Below are 25,711 nucleotides of genomic sequence, written 5' to 3' on the forward strand. Positions count from 1 at the left end.
CCACCCCGGACGCCGGCAACTCCCTAACCTGTGCAACAGCCAGCTCCGCACCCAACCTGCGGTTGCTCCGAACATGCCTCACAGGGTTTGCCACATGCCGTCTTCTCCCATTCCAGCGCCCCTCGTCGAACACATCGACACCTTGCTGAAAGCCTTGACCGATTCACGCCGGGGTTCGACCGTGCTGCGCGTGAACGACACACGCGTGGTGCTGCGCCCTCGCGACAACGAGCCCAAGCTGGTGATGCAGGCCCACATCTGCGCCCTGCCCCGCCACAGTGGCCCGCGCGCTGCGCTCTGCGAGGCCTTGTTGATGGGCAACACAAGGCTCGGGGACAGCGACCGCCTGGGCATCGAGCCTGTCGAGAACGCTGCGGTGTACCAGCGCGTGGTGGACATCGCGCTCGATGCCGAAGCGCTGGGTCACGAGGTGTGGGACCTGATCGATGCCGCCGAGCAGTTCAGGTACGGGCTCGGGCGCGACTGATGCGCGCTGCGAGCCTCACTGCACCGGTGGCGTGCAGGCCAGCACCTCGTCCATGGTGGTCAGGCCCTCGGCCACGCGCATGGCGCCGGCCAGCCGCAGCGGGCGCATGCCGTCGGCCACGGCCTGTTTGCGCAGCGCATCCAGACGCGGTTCGCGGCTGACCTTGTCCTTGAACGATTCGGTGACCGTGAGCAGCTCGTACAGACCCATGCGACCGCGAAACCCGGTCATGCGGCAATCGACACAACCCACCGGCTGGTAAGGCCGATAAGTGCCGCTGATCTGCCAGGGCTTGACCAGCTCGGCCAGCGATTCGCGTGATGTGGCGGCCTGGGTCTTGTCCTGCTGTGTTCTGCAGGCCAGGCACAGCGTGCGCACCAGGCGCTGCGCGAGCACGCCGAGCACCGTGGCGTTGATGAGGTAGGGCGGAATGCCCAGCTCCATCAGCCGCATGATGGCCGAGGGCGCGTCGTTGGTGTGCAGCGTGGTGAACACCAGGTGGCCGGTGAGCGCGGCCTGCACCGCCATCTCGGCGGTGGCAAGATCGCGCACCTCGCCCACCATGATGATGTCCGGGTCCTGCCGCATGAGGGCGCGCAGGCCCTGCGCAAAGTCCAGGTCCAGGTGGGCCTGCACCTGCGTCTGGTTGAAGGCCGGTTCGATCATCTCGATCGGGTCTTCCACCGTGCTCACATTCACCTCTTCGGTGGCCAGGCGCTTGAGCGTGGCGTAGAGCGTGGTGGTCTTGCCCGACCCGGTGGGCCCGGTCACCAGCACGATGCCGTGCGGGTGTTTCGTGAGGCCTTCCCAGCGCTGTGCGTCGTGGGCGGCGAAGCCCAGTGCACTGAGGTCCTTCACCGTCGACTCAGGGTCGAAGATGCGCATGACAAGCTTTTCACCAAACGCGGTGGGCAGCGTGGACAGGCGCATTTCCACCTCTTCACCACGCACGCCCGCCACGCCGGGGCGCAGCGTCTTGATGCGGCCGTCCTGCGGGCGGCGGCGCTCCACCACGTCCATGCGCCCGAGCAATTTGATGCGCGCGGTCATGGCGGTGAGCACGCCAATGGGCATCTGGTAGACCGGGTGCAGAACACCGTCGATGCGGAAGCGGATCACGCCCTGCTCGCGCCGTGGCTCCAGATGGATGTCGCTGGCGCGCTGGTCGAAGGCGTACTGCCACAGCCAGTCGACCACCTGCACCACGCCCTGGTCGTTGGCGTCGAGCTGCTTGTTGGCCTTGCCCAGCTCCACCAGTTGCTCGAAGCTGCCGAAGCCATTCTGCCCACCGCTCTTGCTGGCTGCGCGCACCGACTTGGCGAGTGCAAAAAACTCGGCGGTGAAGCTGTTGATGGCTTGTGGGCTGGCGAGCACCAACCGCACGTTCTTGCGCGTCTGGCGCTGCACCTCGGGCACCCAGTCGCGGATGTAGGGTTCGGCCGTGGCCACCACCACCTCGGTCGGGCTCACCTGCACCGGCAGCACCTTGTGGCGCTCGGCATAGGCCGCACTCATCACGTCGGCCACCTTGCCCACGTCCACCTTGAGCGGGTCGATGCGCATGTAGTCCAGCCCGCTGCGCGTGGCCAGCCACTGGGTGAGCATCTCCACATCGAGCACATGGCTGTCGGCCTTGCGCGCCATGCCCACCACCGACAGGCGTTGCAACGGATGCTGCGCGCTGTGCGCCGAAGCGCAACGCGCCACGGTGCGCTCGGCCTCGGCGCTGGAGATCACGCCATCATCCTGCAGCCACTGCACGAGCATTCGCCAGTCCAGTGGACCCGTGTGGTCTGTTGCTGCCGGGGATCTGGTGGTTTGTTTCATGGGCGTTTCAGGCAACGGGTTTGAACAGCTTCAACCACTTGACCGCAGGCAGGCCCCAGCGTTCCTGCACAAGCTCGGCCCGCGCCAGCAGCTGCATGCGCGTAGGCCGGTGCGGCGTGCGCTGGGCCAGCACCACGGTATTGCCTTCGCGCGTGGGCTTGAAGGCCCACACGGCGTCGTCACCGAAAGCGGCGCACAGGCTTTGCAGCGAGCGTTCGTAGCTGGCGTCGCGCCCGAACAGGTTGACCGTGAGGCAGCCTTCGTCGGTGAGGGCGTTGCGGCAGTCGGCGTAGAAATCGGGGCTGTCGAGCACGGGTGCGGCAGCCTCATGGTCGTACAGGTCCACCTGCAGCGCGTCGTAGGCACCCAGATGGTCGGCCCGGCGGATCTCCTCGCCCGCGTCGGCCAGCACCACGCGCAGCTTGGGCCCGTCGGCAGGCAGCTTGAACCAGCTGCGGCACACCACCACCACCTGCGGGTTGATCTCGATGGCGGTGGTGTCCATGCGCAGCTTCTTGAAGCAGAACTTGGTGAGCGCGGCCGACCCCAGGCCGAGCTGCAGGGCACGGCGTTTGCCCACCGAATCGGGTTCCACGAACAGCAACCAGGCCATCATGCGCTGGACGTAGTCGAGCTCGATGTCGAACGGTGCGTCCAGCAGCATGGAGCCCTGGATCCACTCGGTGCCCAGGTGCAGAAAGCGCACCTCGCTGTCTTCGGAGATGGTCACGTCGGGCAAGGTTTGCACCGTGCTTCGCTTGCGGGCGGCGGCGTTGGCGCCGGCCTTCATGCGGCAACCCCACCCGCGCAAAGGCATGGCCTGGAGCACAATGCGTCGGTCATGGGGGGCAGGGCATCGAAGGGATTCGGTTCCCCGCGCGGGTGAGGTGAGTGCTGCATCTTTGTATCCGACCTTGGGAGGAATGATTATGAACACGGAAGTCATCTGGGATTTTCTCGTCACGCAGGGCGCGGACTTCGGCCTCAAGGTGCTCGGCGCCATTGCGGCCTGGATCGTGGGGCGCTGGCTGATCGGCATTGCCGTGGGCCTGATGGGGCGGGCGATGGAGAAGGGCCGCAAGCTCGACCAGACGCTGATCCACTACCTCAAGTCCATCATCTCGGTGCTGCTGACCATCGTCCTGATCCTCGCGATCCTGGACATCTTCGGCGTGCGCACCACCTCGTTCGCGGCCTTGCTGGCGGGCGCGGGCCTGGCCATCGGCGTGGCCTGGAGCGGGATGCTGGCGAACTTCGCGGCGGGCATCTTCCTGCAGGTGCTGCGGCCCTACAAGGTGGGTGATTTCATCTGCGCCGGCGGCACCACCGGCACCGTGAAAGAGCTCGGCCTGTTCGCCACCACCATCCTCACGCCCGACAACGTCACCACCATCGTGGGCAACAACAAGGTGTTCTCCGACAACATCCAGAACTTCAGCCATGAACCGTTTCGCCGCGTGGACTGCCTGGCGAAGGTGGCGAACAGCGTGGACGTGAACGACGCCATGGCGCGCTTGCGCGTGGCGGTGGCCGCGATCCCCAACGTGGTCGCGTCGCCCGCACCCGATGTGGAGATCCTGCAGTTCACGCCCGAAGGCCCCCTTTTGTGCGTGCGGCCCTACACGCACACCGACCACTACTGGCAGGTCTACTTCGACACGCACAAGGCGGTGGTGAGCACGTTTGGCGCGGCGGGGTATCCGGTGCCCGAGACACCTGTTGCTCATCGAACTGTGCCTGTCTGAGTTTTTCTCCGGCGGCTCCCTGTCGCTCACTGCGGGGCGGCCGACTCCGTGAATGTCCCCCGGGTCGGCTGCGCCGCCCCTCCTCCTTGATTTCGCTGCGTCGGCCAACCCGCTGTGAGCGACAGGGTTGGTATGCGAAAAGATGGCGCGCCAACATCCGGCTCAAGCCGCTGCACCGGTGCAGCGAGCCCGCGACGACCATCGAGCGGAAAACCTCAAGAGTGACGCAACAACACCTCAGACCAGGCCGCCAACTTCCGATCAAAGCTCCAGCTCGCATTCGCCGGGCTGGTGGACGGCAGCTTGTAAACCGGCAAGCCCAGCTTCTCCGTGTGCCGCGCATGGCGAAAACTCTCGCCACCGTTGTGCGCGATCGCTTCGAGCAACGGACACGAGCGCAACACCCACGCAAAATCGTTGAGCTCCGCTTTCTGGATATTCACGTCCAGACTGCCTTCGCGCTCGCAAGCGCCGTACACATCCCACACGCCCAGACCATGCGCCTGCAAGGCGGCCACACGCTCGGGGTAGGCCATGGTCGGCAGTGGCAACTGCCACAACGCACCGAGGATTTTCCAGAAATGGTTCTGCGGATGACCGTAGTACTGCTGCGCGCGCAACGACGCCACACCGGGGAAACTGCCCAGCACCAGCACACGCGTGTTTGCATCGAGCACCGGCGGCAAGCCCTGCAAGCGGCTCATGCGGCTGCTGCCAGCGCCGCCAGTCGCGGCAATGCGGCCAGGGCATTGGCCGTGGTGGCCTTCATCAACGCATCGACCGGCATGCCGCGCAGCTCGGCCACCACCCCACCGATGCGCGGCAGCTCGGCCGGGCTGTTGACGCCTTGCGCCCGGCCCGCTGCGCGTTGGGCCGCCGTGGCGTAGAGCCAGTGCGGCGGAATGTCGGGCGCGTCGGTCTCCAGCACCAACGCATCCAACGGCAGCTCGGCGGCCAATCGGCGCAACTGCCGCGCAGGCTCAAACGTGCAGGCCCCACCAAAGCCCAGCTTGAAGCCCAACCCGACAAACGCCTGGGCCTGCTGTTCACTGCCATTGAACGCGTGCGCAATGCCGGCCACCGGCAGCTCGCGCAGATGCTTGAGCAACTGGTCGGCGCTGCGCCGCACGTGCACGATCACCGGCAGGCGGTGCTTGCGCGCCAGCCGCAGTTGCGCGCGGTAGAAATAGGCCTGTCGTTCGCGCATCTCGGGCGTGCACAGCGCGGGTACGAAGAAATCAAGCCCGATCTCGCCCACGGCCACCAGCCGCGGATCGTCGCGATGCTCGGTCAGCATGGCATCAAGCGCATCCAGATCGGTGTCTTGTGCGCGCGGCACACACAGCGGGTGGATGCCCAGTGCGTAGGCGTCACCCAGCCGGTGCGCAAGCCGGCGCACGGTGTCGAAGTTGGAGCGCTCCACCGCCGGGATCACGCACAGGCCCACGCCGAGCGCGGCCGCGCGCTCGCGCAGGCTCAGTGCAAGAGCATGATCGGCGCCGAACTCAGGCGCATCCAGATGGCAGTGTGTGTCGATCCACATGGCGGTATAACGACCATTGTGCCGGCAAGGCTCTCGCGCGCCGGCATCCCGCAACAGGAAGGAACCACCATGTCACCCACGCCCCGCCTCGCCTGGCTCGCCGCTCCCGTGCTGATGGCACTCACCGCCTGCGCCATGCCCGGCGCGCCCGACGCAGCGCCGCTGGTGGGCAGCGAGTGGCGGCTGGAAGACATGGGCGGGCGCGGCGCGCTCGACACCGTGCAGGCCACCCTCGCCTTTCCCGAGGCCGGGCGCGTGGCGGGCAACAGCTCGTGCAACCGCTTTTTCGGTTCATACACGCTGATGCAGGACCGCATTGCGCTGGGACAGCTGGGTGGCACGCGCATGGCGTGTGCGCCGGCGGTGGACGAGCAGGAAACGCGCTACCTGGACGCACTGCAGAAGGCACAGCGACTGGAAGTGAAGGGCAAGACGATGCTGATGCACGTGCAGGGGCTGGAGAAACCCCTGCGTTTCACAAGAACGAAGCCTTGAATCCCGACTTGCTGTCGGAGTAGCTTCGGATCAGGAGCACCGCGGAACCGGCTTTGCCGGGCCGCAGGTGCTGCCCCCTGGGCGGAGGCGCCGAAGGCGCTTCGGGGGAGGTTCGATTCAGGTCAGCACACCCGCTGTCAAGCGCAGCACGCGGTTGCAGCGCGCGGCCAGCGCTTCGTCGTGGGTGACGACGATGAAGGCCGTGCCTTGGTCGCGGGCGAGCTCCAGCATCAGTTGGAACACGCCTTCGGCGGTGTTGCGGTCCAGGTTGCCGGTGGGCTCGTCGGCCAGCACGCAGGCGGGCTGCGTGACCAGGGCCCGCGCAATCGCAACACGCTGGCGCTCGCCGCCCGAGAGCTCGGCCGGGCGGTGGCCCAGGCGCTCGGCCAGACCCACACGCGTGAGGATCTTTCTCGCCTGTTCGGCGGCCTCGGCACGCGGCATTCGGCGGATCCACAGCGGCATGGCCACGTTGTCACGTGCGCTGAACTCGGGCAACAGGTGGTGGAACTGGTAGACGAAACCCAGGTGCTGGTTGCGCAGCACGCCCTGCTGCGTGGCGCTCAGGCCCGACAGGGTTTGCCCCATGAGCTGCACGCTGCCGCTGGTGGGTGCGTCCAGCCCGCCGAGCAGGTGCAGCAAGGTGCTCTTGCCGGAGCCGGAGGCCCCGACGATGGCCAGGGTTTCGCCCGCGCGCACCGTGAGGTCCACGCCAGTGAGAACGGTGACGTCGAGGCGGCCTTCGTGGAAGCGTTTGGTGAGGCCTGAGGCGCTCAACACCACGTCCGTTCGGGCTGAGCCTGTCGAAGCCCTGTTGTTCCGATCGTCCTGAGCTTGTCGAAGGGCAGGCTCAGGGCGAACGGGGGTGGTTTGATCACTCATAACGCAACGCCTCTGCAGGGTTGACGCGGCTTGCGCGCCAGCTCGGATAGATGGTGGCCAGGAAGGAAAGCACCAGCGAAATCACCGCCACCGGCAGGATGTCGGTCTGCTGCGGGTCACTGGGCATGCGGCTGATGAGGTAAATGTCCTGTGGCAGGAAGCTCGCGCCCAGCAGGCTTTCGAGTGCGGGCACCAGGGTGTCGATGTTGAAGGCGATGCCCAGGCCGAGCAGCAGGCCCGCGCCGGTACCGATCACGCCCACCATGGCGCCCTGCACCATGAACACGCCCATGATGCTTTGTGGGCTCGCGCCCAGCGTGCGCAGGATGGCGATGTCTGCGCGTTTGTCGGTCACCGTCATCACCAGTGTGGACACGAGGTTGAACGCCGCCACCGCCACGATCAGCGTGAGGATGATGAACATCATGCGTTTTTCGAGCTGCACCGCGGCAAACCAGGTGCGGTTCTGGCGCGTCCAGTCGCGCACCAGCAGACCGGGGTCGAGGTCGGCGGCGATGGACACGGCCACCTCGCGCGCGGCGTGCAGGTCCTTGATCTTCACGCGCACCCCCGTCGGGCCTTCCACGCGAAAGATGCGCGCGGCATCTTCCTGGTGCAGCAGGGCCAGCGCCGAGTCGTATTCGTAGTGGCCTGAATCAAAGGTGCCCACCACCGTCATCTGGCGGATGCGCGGCACCACGCCGGCCGGCGTCACTTGCCCACTCGGTGCAATGAGCGTCACGCTGTCACCGGCGATCACGCCCAGGCTGCGCGCGAGTTCCCCGCCCAGGATCACGCCGAATTCACCGGGCACGAGACGCGGCAACACGGTGTCGGCCAACTGGGCCGCGAGCTCGGTCACCTTGGGCTCCAGCGCCGGGTCGATGCCGCGCACCAGTGCTCCTTTCATGTCTTCGCCGCGCGCGATCAACGCCTGCGCACCCACAAAGGGCGCTGCGCCCACCACATCGGGGTGGCGCTCGATTTTTGCCAGCGTGTCGGCGAGATTCGGGATGGCCTGGCCGCCGGGCTCGAACACCTCGATGTGCGAGAGCACACCGAGCATGCGGTCGCGTACTTCCTTCTGGAAGCCGTTCATGACCGACAGCACGATGATCAGCGCGGCCACACCCAGCGCGATGCCCAACATGGACACACCCGAGATGAAGGAAATGAAGCCGTTGCGCCGGGTGGCGCGGCCGGCGCGCGTGTAGCGCCAGCCAAGAATGAGTTCGTAGGGAGTTTGCATGTGAGGTCCAGCGGGCATTGTGGCATCCCCGACAATCGTGTCATGCCCGTTCCCCACATGGCCTCTGAGCCTGCCACGCACCTGCTGGTTCCTTTCGCCAGCGCCAGCGACCCCGCTTGCCGGGCGGCGCTGCCGGGCTTGCAGTTGCCCCACCTAACCGCCTTGCTGGCCGAACTTCAACCCACACACACCGATGCCGGCACCGACGGTGGATCCGACCACAGCCTGAGCCCACCCCACGAACGCGCGCTGGCCCAGGCCATCGGCCTGGTGCGGGCGGACGGCTCGGCCTACCCCGACGGCCTGCTGCCCTGGGCCGCAGCGGCCAGTGCCGAGCCTGGGCAAGCCCAAGCCTGGTTCACGCTCTGCCATTTCCAGGTCGGCATGGAGCAGGTGACGCTGCTGCCCGGTGACCAGCTGGGCCTGACCGACGAACACGCCCGCCCGTTGTTCGATGCACTCGCGCCTTACTGCGCAGAGGACGGCATCACGCTGCGCTACGAGTCAGCCACGCGCTGGCACGCCAGCGGCGAGGTGCTGCGCGGCATCGCCTGTGCCAGCCTGGACCGTGTGGGCGGCCGCTCGGTCGAGGCCTGGATGACCAACAGCGCGGCCAATCCGGCGGGCGGTCAACTGCTCAAGCGGTTGCAGAGCGAAGCGCAGATGCTGTTCTACACACACCCGGCATTTGATGCGCGCGAGGCGCTGCGCCTGCACCCGGTCAACGGCTTCTGGCTCAGTGGCGCAGGCGCCATCGACCACCCGACAACGTTGCGACCACCACCCACCATGCCGGACGCCCTGCGCAATGCGGCCCTGCAGGCCGACTGGACGCGTTGGAAAGACGCCTGGGCTGCGCTGGACACCAGCGACATCAAAGACATGTTGGATCGCGCGCGCCGCGGCGAGCCGGTCACACTCACGCTGTGTGGCGAGCGGGTGGCGCAGCGCTTCGCCAACGCACCGCGCGGCGCCGTGGCGCGCGCCGGTCGCCTCATCAAACACTGGCTGGGCAACGCCCCGACCTGGAAGACCCTGGAAACCCTATGAAGATCATCACCCGCGACGTGCCCCCCCGCGCTGCCTGGGCGCTGGAGCAAGGCGGCCTGCACCCGCTGCTGGCGCGCCTGTTTGCCGCGCGCGGCATCACCAGCACGGACGAACTCGACGACGCACTCGCCCGCCTCATCCCGCCCTCGCAGATGCTGGGCGCGCAAGACGCCGCACGTGCCCTGGCCGACGCCATGGCTGCCAACAAGGCGATCTGCATCGTGGCCGACTACGACTGCGACGGCGCCACCGCCTGCGCGGTCGGCCTGCGCGGTCTGCGCCTGCTGGGTGCGCCGATGGGTTTCGACCGGGTCAACTACCTCGTGCCCGACCGCGTGACCGACGGCTACGGCCTGACGCCGTCGATCTCGAAGCGCGTGAAGGCGCAAGGCGCCGACGTGCTGGTGACGGTGGACAACGGCATCGCCAGCGTGGATGGCGTGCGCGCCGCACGCGAGCTGGGCCTGCAGGTGATCGTGACCGACCACCACCTGCCCGCCATCAAGGACGGCGAGGTGACGCTGCCGCAAGACTGCATCATCGTGAACCCCAACCAGCCGGGCTGCACCTTCGAGAGCAAATCCATCGCCGGGGTGGGCGTGATGTTTTATGTGCTGTTGGCGCTGCGCGCCGAATTGCGCGAGCGCGGCGTGTTCACTGCGCAGGAGCAACCGCGCATTGACGCGCTGCTGCCGCTCGTGGCGCTGGGCACCGTGGCCGACGTGGTCAAGCTCGACGCGAACAACCGCCGCCTCGTCGCCCAAGGCTTGAAGCGCGTGCGCACTGGCGCCATGCCCCCGGGCATGACTGCCTTGTTCAATGTGGCCGCGCGCAAGCCCGACGCCGCCACCGGCTTTGACTTTGGCTTCGCACTCGGCCCGCGCCTGAACGCCGCCGGACGCCTGGCCGACATGACGCTGGGCATCGAGTGCCTGACCACCGACGACGCGCTGCGCGCCGACGAACTCGCGCGCACGCTGGACGGCATCAACCGCGAGCGCAAGGCGATCGAAGGCGACATGCGCGACCAGGCCTTGCAGATGGCCGAAGAGATGTTCGACGAGTCGGAAGAACCGCCGCCCGCGCTGGTGATGTTCGATCCCGACTTTCACGAAGGCGTGATCGGCATCGTCGCTTCACGTCTGAAGGACAAACTGCACCGGCCCACCTTCGTGTTTGCCTCCAGTGGCGCCGAGGGCAAGGAAAACGAGCTGAAGGGCTCGGGCCGCTCGATCGCGGGTTTCCATTTGCGCGACGCGCTCGATCTCGTGGCCAAGCGCCACCCGGGTGTGTTGTTGCGCTTTGGTGGCCACGCCATGGCAGCGGGCTGCACCATTGACGAGGAACACCTGGAAACCTTTGAGGCCGCGCTGCAGCAGGTGGCCCACGAGTGGCTGGACGCGGCCACGCTGCAGCGCCGCATCGAGGCAGACGGCGCGCTGGACACGAAGTACCGCCGCGCCGATCTGGTGGACACGCTGCACAAGGAGGTGTGGGGCCAGGGCTTTGCGCCGCCCCTCTTCTGCGAAGAGGTGCAGGTGGTGTCGCAACGGCTGGTGGGTGAGAAGCACCTGGCGCTGAAGCTCAAGCACCAGGGCGAGCCGGTGGACGGCATCTGGTTCGGCCACACAGAGCCCTTGCCGGCCCGCGTGAAAATTGCGTTTCGCCTGGATGCGGATGAGTGGCAGGGTCAGCGGCGGGTGCGGTTCTTGGTGGAAGCTGCAGAACTGTAACCCCCCGCGCCGCCTGCGGCGTCACCCCCCAAGGGGGCAACACCTGCGGCCTGGCGGAGCCAGTTCCGCGGTGTTCTGGACTCGTGGCGCTCCGGGAAAATCAGCTCATCAAGGCTTCACGAACCGCAGCAAGCTGACGGCGTGAGACCGCCAGGCGTTCTTCCACACCATCGAGCCGAACGGTCCAGCCCTCGCCCTCGACCGGGTCGTTGTGCTTCTCCACCGCCCGCACCGCGCGGCGCGACACCAGGGCATTGCGGTGCACCCGCACGAACAGGTGCGCATAGCGCTGCTCCAGATCGCTCAGGGCGCCATCAAAGATGTGTTCCTTGTCGGCCGTGCGCACCGTGATGTACTTCAGCTCGGCCTTGAGGTAGATCACATCGGCCAGCGCCACGCGTTCGCTGCGGCCCCGCTCCTGGATGATTAGGCTCTCGGGCAGACCCACATCGGCGGCGGTTTCGGCGCGCAGCCGCTGCACCTTCTGCAGAGCCTGCTGCAGACGCTCGCGGCGCACCGGCTTGGTCAGGTAATCCACCGCTTCCAGGTCAAAAGCCTGCACCGCGTGTTCGGCGTAAGCGGTGATGAACACCACCGCCGGTGGCGCCGCCAGCTCGCGCAGGGTCTTGGCCAGGGTCATGCCGTCCACGCCGGGCATGTGGATGTCCAGCATCACCAGATCACACCCGGTGCGCTGGATCAGCTCCATCGCCTGCACGGCGTTGGCCGCCTCGCCCACCACGTCCGCGCGCGGCTCGCTGCATTCGCCCAGCAGAGTGCGCAGCCGTGACCGCGCCAGTGCTTCATCGTCAACGATCAGTACCTTCAGTGTCATGTCACGCTCCGTAGCCAGACCCGTTCAATACCCGCTTATACCGGTATTTCAAGGCGAACCTGAAACACCCCGTTGACCAATGCGCTCTGGAACCTGCCCTGAACATCGTGCAACAGCGCCAGGCGCTGCCGAACGTTGTCCAGCGCCAGGCCGTTGCCACGCCTCCCGCTGCCCGCCGGCACGGTGTTGGTGACCTTGATCACCACCAGACTCCCGCGCCGCTGGGTGCTGATGCGCACCACCGCCCCCGAGGGGCTGGGCTCCACGCCGTGCTTCACCGCATTCTCCACCAGTGGCTGCAAAATGAGGGGAGGCAATTTGGCCTTGGAGGCCGCGTCGTCCACACTCCACTCCACCTTCAACCGGTCACCAAAGCGCACCTGTTCGATGGCCAGGTAGTGCTCGGCCAGCTCGAGCTCCTGCCACAGGGGCACCGCCTCCTGGGCGTCGGCCAGGGCGTGGCGAAACAGTTCGCTCAGGTCTTCCAGCAGGTTTTCGGCCTTGGCGGGCTCCTCGCGCACCAGCGCGATCGCGCTGTTGAGCGTGTTGAACAGGAAATGCGGGCGGATGCGGGCTTGCAGCTCGGCCAGCCGCGCGGTAGTGCCCGCGGGCATGCGCGCCTTGGCACGCCACACCAGCGCCCCCACCAACACAGCCGCCACCAGGGCCCCGGAGGCCCCGCTGGCCACCCAGGGCGCCCCGCTGGCCAGCCCCATGAGCACCAGCAAGCCACAGCCATACAGGCCAGCCAGCACGCCCAGCCCGACGCCGGTCATCCACTGGGCCTGGACCTCCATGCGCCCGAGCTTGCGTTTGAGCGCGCACACACACAGCAGCCAGGCCAGCACCGCCGGCAGTGCCGCCCCGGTGAGCACCGCCATCTGGGTGATCCAGGCCACCGGGTTGACCGAGCCAAAGATCGCCGCCACAGCCACGATGGCCTGCACGAACAGCACAGCCCGCAACACCACGCCCACCTGGCAGGTGTCAAACACCCGGTCGCGGGCCCGGACGTGCTCGGGCATCTCCTCCAGCGACTGCGTGCCCAGGGTGCTGGGCAGATCCTGGAAGGTCGATAAAATTCGGGAGTCTTTCATGGGGCGTGCGTCAATGCTCGGGTCGGTCGACGTGGAATTGTGCGTTGATCCGGGCACCGCGCCCTGGAACCGCACGGCGCTGCGATCGAAAGATCATTCAAGCCCTCTTTACCCGCCCTGTGTTCTGCGGTCCTCCGCTCCTTTCTTTCTCTCTAAAGCCGCTGGCAACACCGTATGTCCACCAACCAACTCGACAAGAAATCCGAAGCCTGGTCCGCCCTATTCTCGGAGCCGATGAGCGAGTTGGTCAAGCGCTACACAGCCAGCGTCTTCTTCGACAAACGCCTCTGGCAGGCCGACATCACCGGCAGCCTCGCGCACGCCGAGATGCTGGCGGCGCAAAGCATCATCGGCGCGGCCGACCTGGCGTCCATCCGGCAGGGCATGGCCCAGATCACGTCCGAGATCGAGGCCGGCAGCTTCGAATGGAAGCTGGATCTCGAAGACGTGCACCTCAACATCGAGGCACGCCTGACCCAACTCGTGGGCGACGCCGGCAAACGCCTGCACACCGGCCGCAGCCGCAACGACCAGGTGGCCACCGATGTGCGCCTGTGGCTGCGCAGCGAGATCGACCTCATCATCCCGCTGCTGGGCGAGCTGCAAGTCGCGCTGGTGGAGGTGGCCGAGAAGAACGTGGAAGTGATCATGCCGGGCTTCACCCACCTGCAGGTGGCCCAGCCCGTGAGCTTCGCGCACCACTTGTTGGCCTATGTGGAGATGTTCTCGCGCGACGCCGAGCGCATGGTGGACGTGCGCCGCCGCACCAACCGCCTGCCCTTGGGCAGCGCCGCGCTGGCCGGTACCACCTACCCGCTGGACCGCGAGCGCGTGGCGCGCAGCCTGGGCATGGTCGACGAGCGCGGTGAACCGCAGGTGTGCCAGAACAGCCTGGACGGCGTGAGCGACCGCGACTTCGCGATCGAGTTCACCGCCGCCGCGTCGTTGTGCATGGTGCACATCAGCCGCTTCAGCGAAGAGCTGATTCTGTGGATGAGCCAGAACTTCGGCTTCGTGAAGATCGCCGACCGTTTCACCACCGGCTCATCGATCATGCCGCAGAAGAAAAACCCCGACGTGCCCGAACTCGCGCGCGGCAAGACCGGCCGCGTGGTCGGCCACCTGATGGGCCTGATCACCCTGATGAAGGGCCAGCCGCTGGCCTACAACAAGGACAACCAGGAAGACAAGGAGCCGCTGTTCGACACGGTGGACACCTTGAAAGACACACTGCGCATCTTCGTGGAGATGGTGGGTGGCCAGCTGAACCCGGCCACGGGTGCGAAGGAAGGCGGCATCACCGTCAACGCCGTGGCCATGGAAGACGCGGCCAAGAAGGGCTACGCCACCGCCACCGATCTCGCTGACTACTTGGTGAAGAAGGGCCTGCCGTTTCGCGACGCACATGAAACCGTGGCGCACGCGGTCAAGGCGGCCGTCACGCACAACTGCGACCTCTCCGAGCTGCCGCTGGCAGTGCTGCAGGGTTTCAACGCGTCGATCGAAAAGGACGTGTACGAGTGCCTGAGCCTGCGTGGCTCGCTGAACGCACGCAACACGCTGGGCGGCACGGCGCCGGCGCAGGTTCGCGCGCAGATCGCACGCCACCGCGCCCGACTCGGCTGAGTCAGTTGCAAGGATCGGGCTGCGGCACCTCGGTGCAGCGTTGAAAGGCCTCCGGCTTGAGTCCGCCACCCACCACGCGGTACTGGTCAAAACACGCCGCGCTGGCCGCATACCGGTGCCAGCGCGCCTCGCAGGCCGTGGTACCGGGCGGCAACGGTGCGGTGGCGGGCACCACGCGATCAGCGTAGCGCTGCGGCACATCGGTGATGGCGCCATAGTGCACACGGCCACCGTCGTCGGTCCAGCGCACCAGCTCCGTGCTCAGCGCCGACAGCGGCAGGCCGACAGCGACCACCAGGCTCAAGGTCTTGAGAAGCTTGTTCGGTTTCATGTCCCTCTGACACGCTCGGGGCGCCAGGGTTCCTGGGGGCCTTGATGTGCGTCAAGACCCGACCGGCGTGCCGGCGCTAGAGTCCGACCCATGGAAACCACAGCCCACCCCACCACCACCCTGGAATGGTCGTCCGCCCTGTCGGTGGGCGACGACCGCATGGACCACACCCACGCCGAATTCGTGGAGCAACTCAATCAGCTGCTGACCACCCCCGTCGATCAACAGTTGCCGCTGTATCAGGATTTCCTGGCTCACACAGTGGAGCACTTCGCCCAGGAAGAGCGCTGGATGCTGGCCACCGGCTTCGCGCCCGACAACTGCCACGCAGCCCACCACGCGACCATTCTGGAAACCATGCGGGCCGTGGAAACGCACCACCAGCAGGGCGACCTGGACATCATCACCCGCCTGGCCGAAGCGCTGGCCGAATGGTTCCCCCAGCACGCCACCAGCATGGACGCCGGGCTGGCGCTGCACCTGCAGTCGGTGGGCTTCGATACCCAGACCGACACCCTGACCGACCCCGGCCGCGTGCGCCCGGCCAGCATGAGCGGCTGCGGAAGTGTGAACTGCAGTTGAACCACATGGCCCCTCCCCCGCCCCGCTTGATCGATGCCCTGCTGGACCCGGCACGCTACCCGCACGCGGTGGCGAAGGTTGAGCTCATGGAAACCCATGGTGCGTGGGTGCTGCTGGCAGGTGTTCATGCCTACAAGATCAAGAAGCCGGTGCGCCTGCCGTTCATGGACTTCGGCACGCTCGCCCTGCGCCGCGCGGCCTGCCAGGCCGAGGTGCGACTCAACCGGCGCTTCGAAACCAGCGACCCGGCCTCGCACCTCTACCTGGGCGCCCTGCCCATCGTTGGCCCTGCCGACCAGCCCCGCTGGGGCGAACCCGGCAAAGACGACGAGCAGGCCATCGAATGGGCGGTGCACATGCACCGTTTCGACGAGGCCCAGCGCCTCGACCACTTGTGCGCGAGCGGTGCACTGAAGCCCGAGCACCTCACGTCGCTGGCGCAACGCATGGCCAGCTTCCAGGCCGCAGCGGCCGTGGCCACCGCGGACGCTGCCGCGGACACCCTGGCCTTCGCGCGCGACAACCTCACCACCCTGCGCAAGGGCTTGACCGACGCCAGCGATGCGGCGCTCATCGAACAACTCAGCGAGTGGACCGAATCGGGCTTCACGCAACGGGCCCCGCAGTTGGCGCAGCGCCTGGTCGAAGGCCGGGTGCGCGAAGGCCACGGCGACCTGCACCTCGCCAACCTGGTGCTCATCGGCGGCGACGTGGTTCCCTTTGACGGCATCGAGTTCAACGACTCGCTGCGCTGGATCGATGTCGCCAGCGACATGGCCTTTGTCTGGATGGACCTGCTGGACCATGACCAACCCGGCCTGGCCAACGGCTTGCTCAGCGACTGGCTGGACGCCAGCGGCGACACCTCCGCGCCCGACGTGCTGCCGTTCTTCGCGGTCTACCGCGCGCTGGTGCGCGCCAAGGTGGCGGTGATTCGCAGCACGCAGGCGGGCGCCGACGTGGCCGCTTCGTTGCAGGAAGCGCGCGGATATGCAGCGCTGGCCCGGCGCATCGCGCACCCGCCCGCGCCGCAACTCGTCATCACCCACGGGCTCTCGGGCAGCGGCAAGACCTGGGCCTCCAGCCGCTGGCTGCAAGCTGAATCCAGCGGCCGGGCCGTCCGCCTGCGCTCCGATGTGGAACGCAAGCGCCTGCACGGCCTGAGCGCCACGCAGGTTAGCGGTTCGGGTCTGAACACCGGCCTGTACAGCCCGCAGGCGCATGGCGACACCTACGCCCACCTGCTGGAGCGCACAGGCCATCTGCTGCGGGAGGGCTGGTCGGTGCTGGTGGATGGGGCATTTCTGCGACGCCATGAACGCGAGTCCTTTGGCGCGCTGGCGCAGGCTGTCGCCTGTCCGTTCCACATCCTGGCGACCGAGGCGCCGCTGGACGTGCTGCGCGAACGCATCACCACACGCCTGGAACGCGGAGGCGACGCATCCGAGGCCACGGTGGCGGTGCTGGAGCAGCAGCTCGGTTGGCTGGAGCCGCTGAGCGCGGACGAACGTGCACGGTGCCTGCCAGTGGCACCCTGAAGCAGCTCACCAAAAATTTCAATCCGTCCTGTCACGCTTTCACAAGCCATTTTTCTGGGGCGCCGCTACCATCGGCCAAACACCTGCCCCAACAAAACTGGAGACCCCATGACCGTCATCACCACCGTGGAAGACCTGCGCGTACTCGCCCAGAAGCGCGTGCCCCGCATGTTCTACGACTATGCCGACAGCGGCTCGTGGACGGAGGGCACCTACCGCGCCAACGCCAGTGATTTCCAGAAGATCAAGCTGCGCCAGCGGGTGGCGGTCAACATGGAGAACCGCAGCACCCGCACCACCATGGTGGGCCAGGACGTGGCCATGCCGGTGGCGATTGCGCCCACCGGCCTCACCGGCATGCAGCACGCCGATGGCGAGATCCTGGCCGCGCGCGCCGCGAAAAAAATGGGCATCCCGTTCACGCTCTCCACCATGAGCATCTGCTCCATTGAAGACGTGGCGCAGCACGCAGGCGAAGGTTTCTGGTTCCAGCTGTACGTGATGAAGGACCGCGCATTCATCGAGCGCCTGATCGACCGCGCCAAGGCCGCCAAGTGCTCGGCACTGGTGCTCACGCTCGATCTGCAGATCCTCGGCCAGCGCCACAAGGACCTGAAGAACGGCCTGTCGGCCCCGCCCAAGCTGACCATCGCCAACATGATCAACATCGCCGGCAAGCCGCGCTGGGCGCTGGGCATGCTGGGCACCAAACGCAAACAGTTCGGCAACATCGTCGGCCACGTCAGCGGTGTGGCCGACATGAGCAGCCTGAGCGCCTGGACGGCGCAGCAGTTCGACCCGGCGCTCAACTGGGGCGACGTGGAGTGGATCAAGAAGCGCTGGGGCGGCAAGCTGATCCTGAAAGGCATCCAGGACGTGGAAGACGCGAAGCTCTCGGTGGCCTCGGGCGCCGACGCACTGATCGTGAGCAACCACGGCGGGCGCCAGCTCGACGGGGCGCAGAGCAGCATCGAGGCGCTGCCGGCCATCGTGGACGCGGTGGGCAGCCAGATAGAAGTGCACATGGACGGCGGCATCCGCAGCGGCCAGGACGTGCTCAAGGCCCGCGCGCTGGGTGCGCGCGGTGTCTACATCGGTCGGCCCATGCTCTACGGCCTGGGTGCCATGGGCGAAGCCGGCGTGAGCAAGTGCCTGGAGATCATCCACCGTGAACTCGACCTCACCATGGCTTTCTGTGGCCACACCAACATCGAGACGGTGGACAAATCGATCCTGCTGCCCGGCACTTTCCCGACGGCAACACCATGAACTCCCTTGAACCGGCGACACGGCCCCGCACCCCGAAACTGTGGCTGAGCATCAGCGTGGTGCTGGCGCTGGTGCTGCTGGTGGGCGCGGCCACCATGGCCAGCATGTACGAGCAGCTCAAGGCGCAGATCGTGCACCTGCAGGAGCGCCTGGCGGTCACGCCGCAGGTGCGTTACGTGTCGGTGCTGCTGGATGCGCAGCAGCTACCCGCCCTGCTGGTGACGATGGACCCGCAGGCCGGCGTGTTGCAGGTGCAGCGGCTCAACGAGGTGAAGGAAGGGCGCGAGGACAGCATGCAGCTGTGGGCGCTCGCCGGGGGCAAACCACCTCGCTCGCTGGGCGTGATCCAGAGCAAGTTCAAGACGCTGCAGCTGCCCGCGAAAGAAGCCGCGCTGGTGGGCGTCACCCAACTGGCGATCAGCGTCGAAGGCAAGGGCGGCGTGCCCGAGCTGGTCGGGCCGCGCCTGCCGTACCTGTTTCAGGGTTGGCTGATCCAGAAAGCGCTCTGACCCGGGCTCACTTGAGCTCATATTCGAATGTGCTGACCACGCGCAGCCGCTTCATGCGCGAGCTGCCGTCGTCGAAGTCGTTGCCGTCATCGCCGGTGATGCGGATCACGCCCTGGTTGGCGTTCTTCAGCGGGCCGAGCTCGGCGCCGGCTTCTGCAGCGAACTTGTCCGCCTGCTCACGTGCGTTGCGCGTGGCCTCAGCCAGCAGCGGAGCCTTGATGTCGTTGAAGCCGCGCAACTGGAAACGCGGGCCGCTGCGGCCCCCCTCGTTCTCACCACCGAGCTGCACACCCGCCTGGATCAGCGGGTCCACCGCACGGGCGGCGCCCTCCACCTCGACCACGCGGGGCGATTTCACCAGCACCTGACCGGTGCCATTGAAGCGGAACGGCTGGTTGCCCTGTGCAAACTCGCGAGTGAACAGGTCTTGCACCTGCAGCGGCTTGGCCTCCACCTCGGCGTCGGTGAAGCCACGCGCCTTCAGGAAGGCCGCCACTTTGTCGCGGTCACCCGCCAGGGCTTGCTGCACCCCGCCGAAGTCGTTGCCCGCGCGGCGAAACGACAGCGTCCAGACCGCGAAGTCGCTTTCCACGTCTTTTTCAGCCAGACCCTTGACCGTGACCGAGCGGTCCGACATGCGAAAACGCTCCAGACCCTGGCTCACAGCGAAGCCTGCGATGGCGATGCCGGCGGCGATCAACAGGGCGGTGACAAGGCGGGCGATGGGGTGCATGAAAAGTCCTCCGGGAGCGGTGCGTCGGCCGGTGGCCAGCGTCTCGCAGCATGGTAATCCCGCTATGCTCGACCGCGTGGACGCCCCTTCTGATCAGACCCTGCCGCGGCGCATCGCCCACCTCGACATGGACGCGTTTTTCGCGTCGGTCGAGTTGCTGCGTTACCCGCAGCTCAAGGGCCTGCCGGTGGTCATTGGTGGCGGACGCCGGCGCGAGGACGATCTGTTGCTGCGCCTGCGCGAGGCCTACCCCGACCGCGAATGGGCCACCGACAGCCTGGACCACATCCCGGTGGACTTCTTTCCCCGCCTGGCCGGCTACACCGGACGCGGTGTGGCCACCACCGCCACCTACGCGGCGCGCCAGTTCGGCGTGGGCTCGGCCATGGGCTTGATGAAAGCCGCCAAGCTGTGCCCGCAGGCCATCCTGCTGCCGGTGGACTTTGAAGAGGTGCGCCGCATCTCGCGTCTGTTCAAGAGCACCATCCGCGAGATCGCGCCGGTGGTGGAAGACCGGGGCGTGGACGAGGTCTACATCGACTTCACCCATGTGCCTGGCGGCCAGCGCGAGAGTGGCCGGGTGCTGGCGCGGCTCATCCAGAAGAGCATCTTCCAGGCCACGGGGCTGACCTGCTCCATCGGTGTGGCGCCCAACAAGCTGATTGCCAAGATGGCCAGTGAGTTCAACAAGCCCAACGGCATCAGCATCGTGCAGACCACCGACCTGCAAGACCTGATCTGGCCGCTGCCCTGCCGCAAGATCAACGGCGTGGGCCCCAAGGCCGACGAGAAGTTGCAAGGCCACGGCATCCACACCATCGGCGAGCTCGCGCAGCGGGAGCGCGGTTGGCTGGTTGAACACTTCGGCAAGAGCTACGGCGCCTGGCTGCACGAGGTGGCGTGGGGCCGTGACGTCCGACCGGTGCAGACCGAAAGCGAGCCGGTGAGCATGAGCCGCGAGACCACCTTCGAGCGCGACCTGCACGCCGTGCGCGACCGCGCGGAGCTCGGCGCCATCTTCACCCGGCTCTGCGAACAGGTAGCCGCGGACCTGAACGCCAAGGGCTACGCGGGCAAGACCATCGGCATCAAGCTGCGTTACGACAACTTCCAGGGCGTGACGCGCGACACCACCATCGATCACTTCACGCAGGATGCCGCCACCATCCGCAGGCAGGCTGGCCTGTGCCTCAAGCGCGTGGACCTGGGTCGGCGCATCCGCCTGCTGGGCGTGCGCGTGGGCTCGCTGGTCAAGGCCACCGAGATCACCCCGACTGTGGAGCCCGTTGCCGTGGCAGACCAGCTGTTCTGAGCGGTCGCGCCGGTTGACGAGTGCTGACGCGAAACTTACATTGGGAAGCACCGGATGTCAGCCGGATTCCCGAGGGGTCAGCCATGCATCTCTTCATGAGCCTGGGCGAGTTGGAGCGCATCAAGCGCTGGCACGTGGCGCACCGCCAGGAACATCCGCTGGAACACCACCTGTGGGACGGCGTGCTCACTGTGTGGCTCATGGGCTGGGTGGGCTGCATGCCCGCCATGATCACGCAAGCCCTGTGGCTGCTGCCCCTGTGCATGGTCGGTATCTGCACCCCGGGCCTGTACGCGCGCTGGCGCCAGCGGGTGCACGCGGCACAACGCCTGCGCTGCGACTGGATCGATCTGGCCGACGCCGACTGATCGGGTCCGCCCCGTGACAGCCCGCGGTGCCCACCGCGGGATACATTGAGCCTCCATGAACACCCCCACCTGCTTTTCCCTCGTCACGACGGACCTGGTAGCTCACCTGGTGCTGAACCGGCCCGCCGAACTCAACACCATGAACCCGACCTTCTGGCGCGAGCTCGACGAGGTCCTGACCCAGCTCCACGCCGAGGGTTTGGTGCGCGCACTCGTCATCAGCAGCACCGGAAAACACTTCAGCGCCGGCATGTCGCTGGAGACCTTCGCGGGCGCCATCAGCATGGACGACCAGAGCCCGGAAGGCCGCGCCGCCATCTTCGACCTGCTCACCGACATGCAGGCCACCTTCACGAAACTGGAGAACCTGCGCATCCCGGTGATCTGCGCCATCCAGGGCGGCTGCATCGGTGGCGCGGTCGACATGGTGACCGCCGCCTGTATCCGCTACGCATCGGCCGACGCCTTCTTTTGCATCCAGGAAATCAACATCGGCATGGTGGCCGACGTGGGCACGCTGCAGCGCCTGCCCAAGCTGATCCCGCTGGCGGTGGTGAAAGAGCTGGCCTACACGGGCCGCCGCCTGCCCGCGGGCAAGGCGCTGACCTATGGCCTGGTCAACGAGGTGTTCGACACACACGAGGCCACGGTGGCCGCTGCGCTGCAGTGCGCGAAAGAAATTGCGTCCAAACCCCCGGTGGCCATCTGGGGCACCAAACAGGCCGTGAACTACGCTCGCGACCACTCGGTGGAAGACAGCCTGCGCCAGATGGGCTGGCTGCAGGGCGCGGTGTGGAGCAACGCGCATGTGCGCGAAGCGATCACAGCCATGAAGGAAAAGCGCGCGGGCGACTTCACGCCGCTCTCGGCCCTGCAGCCGTTCAAGACGCTGGGCTGAGCGGTCGCATCAAGCCCCGACTGCCAAGTCGGCGCTGGCCACCGCGAGCACGCGTGGCCCGAAGCTGGAGATGTTCGTCAGCGTCGCGTTGTGGTGATCAATCACCTGGCGCGGCGTGAGCACCGCATTGCCGGCCGAGGTGTGCGCATCGGCCACCAGCGTCACCGGGTAGCCCAGCGCGAGCGCGCGGCGCGTGGTGGTGTCCACGCAGAACTCGGTGTGCATGCCGCAGACGATCAGCTCGCTCACACCCTGCGCAGCGAGAAGCGCCTGAAGTTCGGTGTTCAGGAACGAGTCGGGCGTGGTCTTGCGCACCCGAAGATCGCCCGGCTCGACCTGCAAACCATCGGCCAGTTGCCATTCGCGGCTGGCGTGCTCCAGATAACCAGCCGTGGACTCGTGCTGGATGAACACCACGGGCACGTGGGCGCTGCGGGCCTGGGCGGCAAGGCGGTTGATGCGCGCGATCACCGCGTCGGACTCGAAAGCACGGCCCTCGCCTTCACACAGGCCTTGTTGCATGTCGATGATGAGCAGAGCGCTGGTCATGGGACTGCCCTCGCAGCCACGGATGCCACGTCAAAGGCGGTGAGCGCATGCACAGCCTCGTAGCCCGCGCCCACCACCTCGACGGCGCCGTGCCGTGCCAGCTCCGCGGCGCTGAGCCCGGCCTGCGCCAGCTCGGTAACGGCAGTCCTCTCATAGCCGGTCACGAGCAAAGCCCAGTCCACACCGGTGTCGGCGCCCCGGATCCGCTGCTCGGCGGTCATCTCGGGTGTCAGACCGCTGCGCAGCAGATGAACGCTGCTCAGGCCACGCTGCTGGGGGAGCTGGGGCAGCATCTCCTGGCTCAGCCAGGATTCGAGTGACGCGTCGTTGCCAGGACCCGGCTTGAAGCGAAGCAGCAACCCAACATGCCCCATGCCATGCCCGTGGCTGCTGGCCACAGTGCACAGCCCGCGCGTCATGCCGCGGTAGTTCGGCATCATCTTTTGCGTCCAGGGCGAGGGGTTGTTCAGGCGCTCCAGGTAGGCGGGCGACGCGAGCGTTTCCAGGCGCTCGACTTCGTAGAGCACGAGGTACCTGGGCGCCCCCGACGTGGCCACCCAGCGTGTTCCCCTGAGAAAACCGGGGATCGACAAGCGCTCGGGCAGGTGTTCGTGGGTGTGCCAGTCATCGTGTTCGGCGATCGCTTCCTCGACGATGTCAAAGGACAGCAGCATGGCGGCTTGACCTAACAGGGGCATCGGGTTTCCTTTACTTCCATGCGGATTGTCAAGAAGGCCTTGGTGGCCATACAACCAGCTCCCTGAAGCCCGTTGCCTCATCGTGTTCGCGCGTGAGCGTGCCCTGCGGCAGCAGCGCCAGCAGCACCTCGGCCGTGGTCCTGACCGTGCTTCCGTAGCCCAGGTGACCACCGATCACACGGCCCGATGCATCGGCCACCGACATGTGCAGGTGGGCACCCGCCGCGCTGAGACTGCCAGAGAGGCTCACGATTTCCAGCGGCCCGGTGACCATGCTTGCGCCTGGCGCGTCCGCGTACCGCAGGCTGGCCTGCACGAGACTGCCCATGCCTGCCACCACGAAGGCGGAGTCCGTGCCCCGGGTTTGCGGGAGCGCTTCCAGTGCGCGCCGAAGGTCGACGCCGGGGGAGAGTCGGATGGGGAGGAACGGCATGAGTGGACTATGGCTCGGCTTGTGTGGTGGTCATCTCGCTTGCCCCCAAGTTTGAACATGGCTTGTGTCTTTGGAAACTCAGCAAGCAAAAAGGTGGCTGTACTCTCCAGCACTTTTGGCCCCGAATCATTCTGCATGCGTTTGGAGATGCAACATGCGCATAACCCAACCAAAATCCGATCTCCTTCCATGAAAACCTTCCACAACCCCCACCACGCCGCCCACGCCGGCCAGCAAGAGATGTTTCGCGGGCGCATGGTGCCCTGCCACGAGGTGCCCGCGCGGCTGGACTTTGTCCTGGCCGAGCTGCAGCGCCGTCCGCTGGGCGCGTTGCAAACACCCGAGGTGGATGACGCTGCGCTGGATGCCGCCATCGGCCGTGTGCACAGCGCGCGTTATCTGGACTTCTTGCGCGGTGCCTGGGCGGAGTGGGTGGCCATGGACCCGGCCAATGCAGAGCGCGATGCGCTGCCCTCGGTGTGGCCGCTGTCCAACCGCCACGGCTTTCGCAACGACGTGCTGCCCACCAACTTTGCGGCGTGCCTGGGTCTGTTCAGTTTTGATTCGGGTTCACCGCTCACGGCGGGCACCTGGGCCGCCGCGCGAGGCGGAGCCGCCTGTGCACTGGCGGCGGCACAGGACGTGTCAGCGGGTGCGCGCAGCGCGTTTGCGCTCTCGCGCCCGCCCGGTCACCACGCGGGGCCCGATTTTCTGGGCGGCTATTGCTTCCTGAACAACGCGGCCATCGCCGCGCAGGCGCTGCGCGATGCGGGCCACGCGAAGGTGGCGGTGCTGGACGTGGACTACCACCACGGCAACGGCACGCAGACCATCTTCTATGAGCGAGCCGATGTGCTCACGGTTTCCATCCACGGCGATCCGGCTACCGAGTACCCATTTTTCCTGGGCCATGCGGACGAGCGCGGCGCGGGTGCGGGCGAGGGTTTCAACCTGAACCTGGCGCTGCCCCGTGGCACCGGCTTCTCCGTCTGGCATGAGACGCTGAACACCGCCTTGCAAGCGGTCCAGCGGTTCGGTGCGACAGCCCTGGTGGTGCCCATGGGGCTGGACACCTTCGAAGGCGACCCGATCTCGGGCTTCACCTTGAAGAGCGCCGACTACTTCACCATGGGCGAAGCCCTGGCCGCTGCCGGGCTGCCCACGGTGTTCACATTTGAAGGCGGCTATGCGGTGGACGCCGTGGGCACCAACGCGGTGAACCTGCTGGAAGGTTTCCAGCGGGCCGCTTGAGCGCGCCCCGGCCCTTCGACAAGCTCAGGGCGATCGGAGTTTCGGCTCAGGCGCCGTACGAGAACGCGCCGGGGGGCAGCGGGCGGCCCAGGGCGCTGGTGAGCACGGTGTAGTGCATGGTTTCGTCGGCGGCCAGGCGAGCTGCCACCTTGGCCAGCTCGCGGTCACCCAGTGCCGGAATCACGCTCAGGTAGGCGTTGGTGGCGCCCAGCTCCAGGCGGGCGGCGAGGTCCAGCACATCGGCCTGGCTCTTGAGCGAAGCGGCGTTGAGCGACTTGGCGTAGTCCTCCAGCTTCATCTCGGCCACCGGCTTGCCGCCCAGCTTCTGGATGGTGGCGATCAGAGCGTCGCGGTGGGTCTTGTGGTGACCCTGGAACTGCACCGCCACATCCAGCACCGGCTTTTGCAGCAGGCCGCTGCCGGCTCCGAGCTGGTAGGCGTTGATGGCTTCGTGCTCCAGGCCGAGCGCCACGTTGAGGATGCCCACGTCCTTGGACATGTCCATCTTCTGCGCGTGAGCGGCGGCCATCACGTCGTTGCCGGCCAGCAGGGCCACGGCGGCGGCGGAGAGCACACCACCGCTGCGCATGAAGCCACGGCGCGATGCTGGAGAGATCAGGGTGTCGGGGGTCTGGATGTTGTTCATGGGGAGTCCTGGGAAAGTTGGGTGG

28 protein-coding genes are annotated in these 25,711 nt (G+C 66.8%); 14 read left to right on the plus strand and 14 right to left on the minus strand.

What is annotated here, in order from left to right:
- The first annotated feature begins 94 nt into the window (after positions 1 to 94).
- The gene (locus IV113_RS04880; protein WP_291081430.1) at positions 95 to 487 is read left to right on the plus strand and encodes a type III secretion system chaperone; all 393 of its coding nucleotides are present in this window, start codon (positions 95 to 97) and stop codon (positions 485 to 487) included.
- Positions 488 to 502: 15 nt separating this feature from the next.
- On the opposite strand, the gene IV113_RS04885 is transcribed toward IV113_RS04880, so the two are convergent.
- Both IV113_RS04885 and IV113_RS04890 read right to left on the minus strand, forming a co-directional pair.
- Positions 503 to 2,314: a type II/IV secretion system protein gene (locus IV113_RS04885; protein ID WP_291081432.1), complete on the minus strand. Its 1,812-nt coding sequence runs from the start codon at positions 2,312 to 2,314 to the stop codon at positions 503 to 505.
- A 7-nt stretch (positions 2,315 to 2,321) separates the two neighbouring features.
- Complete coding sequence (locus tag IV113_RS04890) at positions 2,322 to 3,104, minus strand: spermidine synthase (protein ID WP_291081434.1); 783 nt, start codon at positions 3,102 to 3,104, stop codon at positions 2,322 to 2,324.
- Between the two features lie 139 nt (positions 3,105 to 3,243).
- Here IV113_RS04890 and IV113_RS04895 point away from each other — a divergent pair, with 139 nt between their 5' ends.
- Positions 3,244 to 4,059: a mechanosensitive ion channel family protein gene (locus tag IV113_RS04895; RefSeq protein WP_291081436.1), complete on the plus strand. Its 816-nt coding sequence runs from the start codon at positions 3,244 to 3,246 to the stop codon at positions 4,057 to 4,059.
- 215 nt (positions 4,060 to 4,274) lie between these two features.
- Here IV113_RS04895 and IV113_RS04900 read toward each other — a convergent pair whose 3' ends face one another.
- A complete protein-coding gene (locus tag IV113_RS04900; protein ID WP_291081438.1) occupies positions 4,275 to 4,763 on the minus strand; it encodes a DNA-deoxyinosine glycosylase in 489 nt (162 codons plus the stop codon).
- Positions 4,760 to 5,602: a TatD family hydrolase gene (locus IV113_RS04905; RefSeq protein ID WP_291081440.1), complete on the minus strand. Its 843-nt coding sequence runs from the start codon at positions 5,600 to 5,602 to the stop codon at positions 4,760 to 4,762. The genes IV113_RS04900 and IV113_RS04905 overlap by 4 nt, the downstream gene beginning before the upstream one ends.
- Before the next feature lie 69 nt (positions 5,603 to 5,671).
- On the opposite strand from IV113_RS04905, the gene IV113_RS04910 reads away from it, so the two are divergent.
- Entirely contained in the window at positions 5,672 to 6,097 is a 426-nt protein-coding gene (locus tag IV113_RS04910; protein ID WP_291081442.1) for an META domain-containing protein, read from the plus strand.
- Positions 6,098 to 6,214: 117 nt separating this feature from the next.
- Here the strand turns inward: IV113_RS04910 and lolD are convergent, their stop codons facing one another.
- Both lolD and IV113_RS04920 read right to left on the minus strand, forming a co-directional pair.
- Positions 6,215 to 6,874 carry a lipoprotein-releasing ABC transporter ATP-binding protein LolD gene (gene lolD / locus IV113_RS04915; RefSeq protein ID WP_363318582.1) on the minus strand — a complete coding sequence of 220 codons (660 nt, stop codon included), beginning with the start codon at positions 6,872 to 6,874 and terminating at the stop codon, positions 6,215 to 6,217.
- Between the two features lie 97 nt (positions 6,875 to 6,971).
- Positions 6,972 to 8,228 (minus strand): lipoprotein-releasing ABC transporter permease subunit, encoded by a 1,257-nt coding sequence (locus IV113_RS04920; RefSeq protein WP_291081446.1) that lies wholly within the window; start codon positions 8,226 to 8,228, stop codon positions 6,972 to 6,974.
- Positions 8,229 to 8,270: 42 nt separating this feature from the next.
- Here IV113_RS04920 and IV113_RS04925 point away from each other — a divergent pair, with 42 nt between their 5' ends.
- Positions 8,271 to 9,278, plus strand: coding sequence for a phosphoglycerate mutase (locus IV113_RS04925; RefSeq protein WP_291081448.1), 1,008 nt, complete (start codon positions 8,271 to 8,273; stop codon positions 9,276 to 9,278).
- Positions 9,275 to 11,011, plus strand: coding sequence for a single-stranded-DNA-specific exonuclease RecJ (recJ, locus tag IV113_RS04930; RefSeq protein ID WP_291081450.1), 1,737 nt, complete (start codon positions 9,275 to 9,277; stop codon positions 11,009 to 11,011). The genes IV113_RS04925 and recJ overlap by 4 nt, the downstream gene beginning before the upstream one ends.
- A 100-nt stretch (positions 11,012 to 11,111) precedes the next feature.
- Here recJ and IV113_RS04935 read toward each other — a convergent pair whose 3' ends face one another.
- Both IV113_RS04935 and IV113_RS04940 read right to left on the minus strand, forming a co-directional pair.
- A complete protein-coding gene (locus IV113_RS04935; protein WP_056269634.1) occupies positions 11,112 to 11,846 on the minus strand; it encodes a LytTR family DNA-binding domain-containing protein in 735 nt (244 codons plus the stop codon).
- 35 nt (positions 11,847 to 11,881) lie between these two features.
- Entirely contained in the window at positions 11,882 to 12,943 is a 1,062-nt protein-coding gene (locus tag IV113_RS04940; protein ID WP_291081453.1) for a histidine kinase, read from the minus strand.
- A 174-nt stretch (positions 12,944 to 13,117) separates the two neighbouring features.
- Between IV113_RS04940 and argH the strand changes: the two genes are divergently transcribed.
- Positions 13,118 to 14,569, plus strand: a complete 1,452-nt coding sequence (gene argH / locus IV113_RS04945; RefSeq protein ID WP_291081455.1) for an argininosuccinate lyase — start codon at positions 13,118 to 13,120, stop codon at positions 14,567 to 14,569.
- 1 nt (position 14,570) lies between these two features.
- Here argH and IV113_RS04950 read toward each other — a convergent pair whose 3' ends face one another.
- Positions 14,571 to 14,900, minus strand: a complete 330-nt coding sequence (locus IV113_RS04950) for a hypothetical protein (RefSeq protein WP_291081457.1) — start codon at positions 14,898 to 14,900, stop codon at positions 14,571 to 14,573.
- A 90-nt stretch (positions 14,901 to 14,990) separates the two neighbouring features.
- On the opposite strand from IV113_RS04950, the gene IV113_RS04955 reads away from it, so the two are divergent.
- From IV113_RS04955 to IV113_RS04970, 4 genes are all read left to right on the plus strand, one after another.
- Positions 14,991 to 15,482 carry a hemerythrin domain-containing protein gene (locus IV113_RS04955; RefSeq protein ID WP_291081459.1) on the plus strand — a complete coding sequence of 164 codons (492 nt, stop codon included), beginning with the start codon at positions 14,991 to 14,993 and terminating at the stop codon, positions 15,480 to 15,482.
- A gap of 5 nt (positions 15,483 to 15,487) precedes the next feature.
- Positions 15,488 to 17,020 carry a bifunctional aminoglycoside phosphotransferase/ATP-binding protein gene (locus IV113_RS04960; RefSeq protein WP_291081461.1) on the plus strand — a complete coding sequence of 511 codons (1,533 nt, stop codon included), beginning with the start codon at positions 15,488 to 15,490 and terminating at the stop codon, positions 17,018 to 17,020.
- 108 nt (positions 17,021 to 17,128) lie between these two features.
- Positions 17,129 to 18,289, plus strand: coding sequence for an alpha-hydroxy acid oxidase (locus IV113_RS04965; protein ID WP_291081463.1), 1,161 nt, complete (start codon positions 17,129 to 17,131; stop codon positions 18,287 to 18,289).
- Positions 18,286 to 18,798 carry an anti-sigma factor gene (locus IV113_RS04970; RefSeq protein WP_291081465.1) on the plus strand — a complete coding sequence of 171 codons (513 nt, stop codon included), beginning with the start codon at positions 18,286 to 18,288 and terminating at the stop codon, positions 18,796 to 18,798. Before IV113_RS04965 ends, IV113_RS04970 begins: the two co-directional genes overlap by 4 nt.
- Before the next feature lie 7 nt (positions 18,799 to 18,805).
- Here the strand turns inward: IV113_RS04970 and IV113_RS04975 are convergent, their stop codons facing one another.
- Positions 18,806 to 19,531, minus strand: coding sequence for an SIMPL domain-containing protein (locus IV113_RS04975; protein WP_291081467.1), 726 nt, complete (start codon positions 19,529 to 19,531; stop codon positions 18,806 to 18,808).
- Between the two features lie 127 nt (positions 19,532 to 19,658).
- Here IV113_RS04975 and IV113_RS04980 point away from each other — a divergent pair, with 127 nt between their 5' ends.
- The 3 genes from IV113_RS04980 to IV113_RS04990 all read left to right on the plus strand — a co-directional run bounded on the left by IV113_RS04980 (position 19,659) and on the right by IV113_RS04990 (position 22,109).
- Positions 19,659 to 20,843 carry a DNA polymerase IV gene (locus IV113_RS04980; protein ID WP_291081528.1) on the plus strand — a complete coding sequence of 395 codons (1,185 nt, stop codon included), beginning with the start codon at positions 19,659 to 19,661 and terminating at the stop codon, positions 20,841 to 20,843.
- Between the two features lie 83 nt (positions 20,844 to 20,926).
- Positions 20,927 to 21,211 (plus strand): hypothetical protein, encoded by a 285-nt coding sequence (locus IV113_RS04985; protein ID WP_291081469.1) that lies wholly within the window; start codon positions 20,927 to 20,929, stop codon positions 21,209 to 21,211.
- A 55-nt stretch (positions 21,212 to 21,266) separates the two neighbouring features.
- On the plus strand, positions 21,267 to 22,109 hold the full coding sequence (locus IV113_RS04990) for an enoyl-CoA hydratase-related protein (protein WP_291081471.1): 843 nt from the start codon (positions 21,267 to 21,269) through the stop codon (positions 22,107 to 22,109).
- Between the two features lie 9 nt (positions 22,110 to 22,118).
- Here the strand turns inward: IV113_RS04990 and IV113_RS04995 are convergent, their stop codons facing one another.
- From IV113_RS04995 to IV113_RS05005, 3 genes are read right to left on the minus strand one after another with little or no spacing between them, the layout of a single operon-like run.
- Positions 22,119 to 22,658 (minus strand): cysteine hydrolase family protein, encoded by a 540-nt coding sequence (locus tag IV113_RS04995; protein WP_291081473.1) that lies wholly within the window; start codon positions 22,656 to 22,658, stop codon positions 22,119 to 22,121.
- Positions 22,655 to 23,356, minus strand: coding sequence for a DUF4286 family protein (locus IV113_RS05000; RefSeq protein ID WP_291081475.1), 702 nt, complete (start codon positions 23,354 to 23,356; stop codon positions 22,655 to 22,657). Before IV113_RS05000 ends, IV113_RS04995 begins: the two co-directional genes overlap by 4 nt.
- A gap of 28 nt (positions 23,357 to 23,384) precedes the next feature.
- A complete protein-coding gene (locus tag IV113_RS05005) occupies positions 23,385 to 23,789 on the minus strand; it encodes a PPC domain-containing DNA-binding protein (RefSeq protein ID WP_291081477.1) in 405 nt (134 codons plus the stop codon).
- Positions 23,790 to 23,978: 189 nt separating this feature from the next.
- On the opposite strand from IV113_RS05005, the gene IV113_RS05010 reads away from it, so the two are divergent.
- Positions 23,979 to 25,040 (plus strand): histone deacetylase family protein, encoded by a 1,062-nt coding sequence (locus tag IV113_RS05010; RefSeq protein WP_291081479.1) that lies wholly within the window; start codon positions 23,979 to 23,981, stop codon positions 25,038 to 25,040.
- A 46-nt stretch (positions 25,041 to 25,086) separates the two neighbouring features.
- Here the strand turns inward: IV113_RS05010 and IV113_RS05015 are convergent, their stop codons facing one another.
- Positions 25,087 to 25,686, minus strand: a complete 600-nt coding sequence (locus IV113_RS05015) for a ferritin-like domain-containing protein (RefSeq protein ID WP_291081481.1) — start codon at positions 25,684 to 25,686, stop codon at positions 25,087 to 25,089.
- Positions 25,687 to 25,711: the final 25 nt, after the last annotated feature.

Origin of the sequence: Hydrogenophaga sp. (genome assembly GCF_018780385.1) — a bacterium.
Lineage (GTDB): Bacteria > Pseudomonadota > Gammaproteobacteria > Burkholderiales > Burkholderiaceae_C > Hydrogenophaga.

What these genes read in the sequence shown, in the direction of transcription:
- IV113_RS04890 (WP_291081434.1), bottom strand. Translation starts at nt 3,104, where the DNA reads ATGAAGGCCGGCGCCAACGCCGCCGCCCGCAAGCGAAGCACGGTGCAA.
- IV113_RS04885 (WP_291081432.1), bottom strand. Translation starts at nt 2,314, where the DNA reads ATGAAACAAACCACCAGATCCCCGGCAGCAACAGACCACACGGGTCCA.
- IV113_RS04950 (WP_291081457.1), bottom strand. Translation starts at nt 14,900, where the DNA reads ATGAAACCGAACAAGCTTCTCAAGACCTTGAGCCTGGTGGTCGCTGTC.
- IV113_RS04965 (WP_291081463.1), top strand. Translation starts at nt 17,129, where the DNA reads ATGACCGTCATCACCACCGTGGAAGACCTGCGCGTACTCGCCCAGAAG.
- IV113_RS04995 (WP_291081473.1), bottom strand. Translation starts at nt 22,658, where the DNA reads ATGACCAGCGCTCTGCTCATCATCGACATGCAACAAGGCCTGTGTGAA.
- IV113_RS04970 (WP_291081465.1), top strand. Translation starts at nt 18,286, where the DNA reads ATGAACTCCCTTGAACCGGCGACACGGCCCCGCACCCCGAAACTGTGG.
- IV113_RS04980 (WP_291081528.1), top strand. Translation starts at nt 19,659, where the DNA reads ATGGACGCGTTTTTCGCGTCGGTCGAGTTGCTGCGTTACCCGCAGCTC.
- IV113_RS04985 (WP_291081469.1), top strand. Translation starts at nt 20,927, where the DNA reads ATGCATCTCTTCATGAGCCTGGGCGAGTTGGAGCGCATCAAGCGCTGG.
- IV113_RS04895 (WP_291081436.1), top strand. Translation starts at nt 3,244, where the DNA reads ATGAACACGGAAGTCATCTGGGATTTTCTCGTCACGCAGGGCGCGGAC.
- IV113_RS04955 (WP_291081459.1), top strand. Translation starts at nt 14,991, where the DNA reads ATGGAAACCACAGCCCACCCCACCACCACCCTGGAATGGTCGTCCGCC.
- IV113_RS04975 (WP_291081467.1), bottom strand. Translation starts at nt 19,531, where the DNA reads ATGCACCCCATCGCCCGCCTTGTCACCGCCCTGTTGATCGCCGCCGGC.
- IV113_RS04940 (WP_291081453.1), bottom strand. Translation starts at nt 12,943, where the DNA reads ATGAAAGACTCCCGAATTTTATCGACCTTCCAGGATCTGCCCAGCACC.
- IV113_RS04910 (WP_291081442.1), top strand. Translation starts at nt 5,672, where the DNA reads ATGTCACCCACGCCCCGCCTCGCCTGGCTCGCCGCTCCCGTGCTGATG.
- IV113_RS04905 (WP_291081440.1), bottom strand. Translation starts at nt 5,602, where the DNA reads ATGTGGATCGACACACACTGCCATCTGGATGCGCCTGAGTTCGGCGCC.
- IV113_RS04925 (WP_291081448.1), top strand. Translation starts at nt 8,271, where the DNA reads ATGCCCGTTCCCCACATGGCCTCTGAGCCTGCCACGCACCTGCTGGTT.
- IV113_RS05005 (WP_291081477.1), bottom strand. Translation starts at nt 23,789, where the DNA reads ATGCCGTTCCTCCCCATCCGACTCTCCCCCGGCGTCGACCTTCGGCGC.
- IV113_RS04990 (WP_291081471.1), top strand. Translation starts at nt 21,267, where the DNA reads ATGAACACCCCCACCTGCTTTTCCCTCGTCACGACGGACCTGGTAGCT.
- IV113_RS04935 (WP_056269634.1), bottom strand. Translation starts at nt 11,846, where the DNA reads ATGACACTGAAGGTACTGATCGTTGACGATGAAGCACTGGCGCGGTCA.
- IV113_RS05015 (WP_291081481.1), bottom strand. Translation starts at nt 25,686, where the DNA reads ATGAACAACATCCAGACCCCCGACACCCTGATCTCTCCAGCATCGCGC.
- recJ (WP_291081450.1), top strand. Translation starts at nt 9,275, where the DNA reads ATGAAGATCATCACCCGCGACGTGCCCCCCCGCGCTGCCTGGGCGCTG.
- IV113_RS05010 (WP_291081479.1), top strand. Translation starts at nt 23,979, where the DNA reads ATGAAAACCTTCCACAACCCCCACCACGCCGCCCACGCCGGCCAGCAA.
- IV113_RS04880 (WP_291081430.1), top strand. Translation starts at nt 95, where the DNA reads ATGCCGTCTTCTCCCATTCCAGCGCCCCTCGTCGAACACATCGACACC.
- IV113_RS04960 (WP_291081461.1), top strand. Translation starts at nt 15,488, where the DNA reads ATGGCCCCTCCCCCGCCCCGCTTGATCGATGCCCTGCTGGACCCGGCA.
- IV113_RS04920 (WP_291081446.1), bottom strand. Translation starts at nt 8,228, where the DNA reads ATGCAAACTCCCTACGAACTCATTCTTGGCTGGCGCTACACGCGCGCC.
- IV113_RS04900 (WP_291081438.1), bottom strand. Translation starts at nt 4,763, where the DNA reads ATGAGCCGCTTGCAGGGCTTGCCGCCGGTGCTCGATGCAAACACGCGT.
- argH (WP_291081455.1), top strand. Translation starts at nt 13,118, where the DNA reads ATGTCCACCAACCAACTCGACAAGAAATCCGAAGCCTGGTCCGCCCTA.
- IV113_RS05000 (WP_291081475.1), bottom strand. Translation starts at nt 23,356, where the DNA reads ATGCCCCTGTTAGGTCAAGCCGCCATGCTGCTGTCCTTTGACATCGTC.